Genomic DNA, 4,010 nt, shown 5'->3' on the forward strand with positions numbered 1-4,010 from the left:
AGCCGCAGCCCACCCGCGGGCACATCCCCGGGCCGGTAGGGCTGGCGCCGCTCCAGGATCTCCTGCCAGTCCGGCACATCCCCCGAGGCGGTCATGGCATGGCATTCGCCAAAGCCTGCATTCATCGCCGTCTGGATGCGGCCATGATCGCCGGACTGCAGCGCCGTGAGATAGGTCTCCGCCCGCTGGCCCCAGGTCACGAAGGGCGAGCAGAGCCCAGAGGTCCACATCGACAGCGTGGCGCTGTCGGCCGGCGCGCCCGTGACATGCGCCGCGTCGTCCTTGAGCGTCACCTGCTGACCGGGTGCAACCATCGCGCCCCGGGCATTCATCCAGACCTTGTCGGTCTCCAGGTGCTGCGCGCCGCAGCGCGGACATTCCAGCGTTGCGGCCTGCTTGGCCTGCGCGGGGCTGGCCGTCTTCGGCCAGCGCAGCTGCTTGAAGCGCGGGATGAAGTACGCCGCGCAGGACCGGCAGGGCCAGGCCCAATGGTGCCGCGTGCCTTCCTGCCAGAGCCTCCAGATCGGGCTTTCCAGGTCCTCCGGGCTGGACCGCGCCCAGAACTCCAGACCGCTGGCATCATCCGGTTCGATCTCCACAAGGCCTCGCGCCGGGGTGCTGGTGATCGCGGTGACAAAATCCGCGTAGGTCTCGCCGCGGGCCTCCACCAGACCCAGCACATCCCCTTGGCCTTTCACATTGGCCATCATCTCGTCGTATTCATCGATCAGCGCCAGCGCCGCCGGGTCGGACTTCAGCGCCGTGGACGAGCCCGCATGCGCAAGGCGCAGCCGCACACCGGCCACATGCTTCAACGTCTTCTTCATCCGCCGGCCGCGCACCACCTTGCCCGCCAGCGTCTCCGCCTCGTCCAGTAGCGCCATCAGCCGTGGCTCGAACTGGTCGGTCAGGAACTCTTTCGTCGGCCCGACATAGAGGATCGGTGCCGGCTTTTGATCGAGCCGCGCCCCGATGATGTCCAGCATGCTGTCGGTCTTGCCCGACTGCGCCGAGGTCACTGCCACCACCCGGCGGTAGCCACCGCGATGCACCGCCGAGGACCATGGGATCATGTAGGGCGTCAGTCCCGGGTCCCGCGGTCCGGGAATGCCGGCCGTCTCGGGATACACCCGGTGGGCTGCCGCCCAGGCCGCAGGGTCACGCTTCTCGCTCGGCCTCCAGATCAGGTCGGCCAGTCTCCAGAGACTGCGCCGCTTCTTTTGCGCGTCTCGATAATCGATCGAATGCGCCATCGATTTCCTGCTCAAGCTTGCGGCGGTCCTGCATGTCCCGGGTAAAGCGGGCAGGCAGACCCTGGAACTCTGCCCGCACCAGCGCCGCCATCTCGCTCACAACCGCCCGCGCGTCCTCCAACGGGATCAAGTCCCGCATGCGTTCCTGAATGCGCAACTCGATCTCGCGGGTGCGGGCTTCCGTCGCCCGGCTTGCAGCTGCGGTTTTGCTGTTTTTCGACTGCAGATCCTCGTAATAGGCGATCACGCCCCGGATGACGGCGACCAGCGCGTATTCATTCTTTCCCTGTTTCTGGACAAACCCAGCCTTGGCGAGATGATGCACCCATTGCGTGCTGCGTCCACACAGAGCCGCCACCTGGTTGACCGTCAGCGTATTGGTCCCTCTCTGCGTCCCGTCGGACATGTCTCACCTCTTCGATGTCAGCCGGTCAAACACGCGCCGCAGCGCATAGCTCCGCGGACTGAGACGCCGGTGAAAATCAGGCCAAGCCAGAGATTTTGCAGGATGCCGACCTGCAGGCCGAAATACGGGAACACCGCAAACTGCGTCGCAACAGCCAGCGCATATCCCACCACCGTGTTGGTAATCGCCTCGCTCAACGACAGACATTTTGATTGCGCCATGGACACCCCATAAAGCAATGGAATTGCTCGGAATTCAGTGGATACGCACCGCTGAACGATCAATCCTGTGGACCGAAAATGGAACCAGGAGGTTTACCATGTCCATGCTTGGCATCAGCGGCGCTAACGTCAGCCTGCACATCATTGAATTCCCGTCCGGTCGCTTTGGCTATGTCGGGTCCATCCCCACAGGCATCTGCGAACAGGTCCCGGCGGATCGCGCTGCCATCCTCGGGCAGAGGGCATTCAGCGACCCCGAGACCGGCTGCAGCATGATGTGGACCTTTCCCAACTTCGAGACGGTTGAGGGGGCCATCGCCCATGCGAAAGACCGCGGCCACAGCCCGATGTGGAAAAACGAAGCGCAGTAAGACGCGCTGTAACAGGGCCTCCGGGTCCACCGGGAGCCCGGCAGGTCCGGGCTTGCGGCGGTAGAAGGCCGCGCTGTCGCGGGGCCAGCACCATGGAGGGCACCGACGTGACCGCCGATACCAAGAAAACCGTCATCATCAACGGTGAACCCTACGAGACCGTCACCACACACGCGCTGCAGATCGGCGACGTGATCCGCGCCGAGGGCGCCCTGCTGGAACTGCGCACCCGCAACGAGGGGCCTGACAGGGTCAACAACAACGCTTCCGGCAATGTTGTCTGGCTGCGCGGATACCCGGTCGGCGACGCGCTTGGCGCCATCCCCAAAAGCTGGCTGACCCGGGACGAGGACGGCGAAGGATACTGGCTTATACAGGGCAATGGCCGGGCCACGTGGCTACGGAGGATCCCCTGCCCTCAGAACAGATAACCCACTTTGTCCAACCGAATGCGCCGGGGCTGCACCTCCGGCCAACCACAGGAGACCCGTAGCATGACACCCAAACATCCGAGCATCACCGTTCAGCTCACCGGCCACGACGGAAACGCCTTCGCCATCCTCGGTCGCTGCAAGCAGGCCGCCCAAGCGGGCGGGCTCGAAAAAGCAGACATCGACGCCTTTCTAGCCGAGGCCACCGCAAGAGATTATGACCACCTGCTGCAAACCGCGATGCGCTGGTTCGACACCCAGTAAATGAACAGATCAGCATCAATAAGAGCAATCTTATGATTCTGATTTTCCTACGCTTTCCTCCAATTCTGAGCGATTCTACCTCCTGACAGCCGAACCGGGCACCCGCCCACCACGGCACACGAACAGGAGGAGCAGACATGGCCCACACACTTTCAGCGACCTGCCTCGCGATTGCCCTCGCCGACGCGCGCGGCACACTGACCTTGACCGAGCGCATCGACCGCTGGGGCGGCACCTTCATCGCCATCGGCGACACGCACGGCACCATCGAGATCGCCGACGACATGGAGGCCGCAAACAAGCGGGTCACCGACCTGCGGAACCGCGCCGCAGCCTAACGCGCCCCAACAGCCCGGGACTCAGGGCTTCAGGGGTGAGACACGCCGCAACCCGCGCGGCAGCCACACAGGAGACACCGACATGCAAGTCACCATCCGCTTTGCAGACCCGCGTACTGCACACGAGAGCGTTGACCGCGCCCTTGGCTGCATCCTTTTACAGACCGAAGCCAAGACCGCAAACCGCCTGATCGGAGGCTTTTATTTTGACACCGAACGCGCCCCGCAGAACATCTTTGACGCCTTCGCGGCAGACGGTTTCGAGAAAGAGGACTTTACCAGCATCACGTTTGCATGGTCCTGATCGCGCAGCCTGCCCCCCTGCCCGGCTGGTCCGGGCTTGTGGCGATAGACGCGCCGCGATGAACGCGGCCGGAAGCAGGCCCGCATTGCGGGCGCCATAATCACAGGGAGACGCCCAAATGACCAATCGCACCATTCTGACGAGCCGCAACACCGCCTACGGCTTTTACGGCACCGTCACGACCTGCCCGCGGCGCGATTGCACCAGTGACACCCTCTGGACACGTGCCAGCACCCTCATTGCCGAGGCGGTCAATGCCCAAGGCGAGGCCGAGATGATCGGTATCCGCGACTTCCTCGACAGCAAGATGGGACGTCACTTCGCCGATGAGGTCATCGACGCCCTGCGCTCTCGCCAGACCAACACCAAAGCCGCCCCCGAGCCCACGATCGACACCTGGCAACGCCGCGGCATCCCCCCCC

The 4,010-nt window shown here is 64.0% G+C and carries 9 protein-coding genes; 6 read left to right on the forward strand and 3 right to left on the reverse strand.

Going from position 1 to position 4,010, the window contains the following annotated elements; all coding sequences use genetic code 11:
• The 3 genes from JJ869_RS22485 to JJ869_RS22495 all read right to left on the reverse strand — a co-directional run.
• Positions 1-1,253, reverse strand: a 1,253-nt coding sequence (locus JJ869_RS22485) for a terminase gpA endonuclease subunit (protein ID WP_292271020.1), incomplete at its 3' end; no start/stop codon positions are given.
• Positions 1,159-1,659, reverse strand: a complete 501-nt coding sequence (locus JJ869_RS22490) for a hypothetical protein (RefSeq protein WP_292271023.1) — start codon at positions 1,657-1,659, stop codon at positions 1,159-1,161. The genes JJ869_RS22490 and JJ869_RS22485, both read right to left, overlap by 95 nt.
• 17 nt (positions 1,660-1,676) lie before the next feature.
• Positions 1,677-1,880, reverse strand: a complete 204-nt coding sequence (locus JJ869_RS22495; RefSeq protein WP_366510489.1) for a hypothetical protein — start codon at positions 1,878-1,880, stop codon at positions 1,677-1,679.
• A 98-nt stretch (positions 1,881-1,978) separates the two neighbouring features.
• Between JJ869_RS22495 and JJ869_RS22500 the strand changes: the two genes are divergently transcribed.
• The 6 genes from JJ869_RS22500 to JJ869_RS22525 form a co-directional block, all read left to right on the forward strand.
• Positions 1,979-2,251 (forward strand): hypothetical protein, encoded by a 273-nt coding sequence (locus JJ869_RS22500; protein WP_292271024.1) that lies wholly within the window; start codon positions 1,979-1,981, stop codon positions 2,249-2,251.
• Positions 2,252-2,358: 107 nt separating this feature from the next.
• Positions 2,359-2,682, forward strand: a complete 324-nt coding sequence (locus tag JJ869_RS22505) for a hypothetical protein (RefSeq protein WP_292271027.1) — start codon at positions 2,359-2,361, stop codon at positions 2,680-2,682.
• Positions 2,683-2,745: 63 nt separating this feature from the next.
• A complete protein-coding gene (locus tag JJ869_RS22510) occupies positions 2,746-2,946 on the forward strand; it encodes a hypothetical protein (protein WP_292271030.1) in 201 nt (66 codons plus the stop codon).
• A 137-nt stretch (positions 2,947-3,083) separates the two neighbouring features.
• The gene (locus JJ869_RS22515; RefSeq protein ID WP_292271031.1) at positions 3,084-3,284 is read left to right on the forward strand and encodes a hypothetical protein; all 201 of its coding nucleotides are present in this window, start codon (positions 3,084-3,086) and stop codon (positions 3,282-3,284) included.
• An 82-nt stretch (positions 3,285-3,366) separates the two neighbouring features.
• Positions 3,367-3,588 (forward strand): hypothetical protein, encoded by a 222-nt coding sequence (locus JJ869_RS22520; protein WP_292271034.1) that lies wholly within the window; start codon positions 3,367-3,369, stop codon positions 3,586-3,588.
• 118 nt (positions 3,589-3,706) lie between these two features.
• The coding region (locus tag JJ869_RS22525) for a hypothetical protein (RefSeq protein ID WP_292271036.1) at positions 3,707-4,010 on the forward strand (304 nt) is incomplete at its 3' end.

This window comes from Marivita sp. (assembly GCF_017643905.1).
In the GTDB taxonomy this organism is placed as follows: domain Bacteria; phylum Pseudomonadota; class Alphaproteobacteria; order Rhodobacterales; family Rhodobacteraceae; genus Marivita.

Coding starts and splice junctions, on each gene's coding strand:
- JJ869_RS22490 (WP_292271023.1), bottom strand. CDS start 1,659: ATGTCCGACGGGACGCAGAGAGGGACCAATACGCTGACGGTCAACCAG.
- JJ869_RS22495 (WP_366510489.1), bottom strand. CDS start 1,880: ATGGCGCAATCAAAATGTCTGTCGTTGAGCGAGGCGATTACCAACACG.
- JJ869_RS22500 (WP_292271024.1), top strand. CDS start 1,979: ATGTCCATGCTTGGCATCAGCGGCGCTAACGTCAGCCTGCACATCATT.
- JJ869_RS22510 (WP_292271030.1), top strand. CDS start 2,746: ATGACACCCAAACATCCGAGCATCACCGTTCAGCTCACCGGCCACGAC.
- JJ869_RS22515 (WP_292271031.1), top strand. CDS start 3,084: ATGGCCCACACACTTTCAGCGACCTGCCTCGCGATTGCCCTCGCCGAC.
- JJ869_RS22520 (WP_292271034.1), top strand. CDS start 3,367: ATGCAAGTCACCATCCGCTTTGCAGACCCGCGTACTGCACACGAGAGC.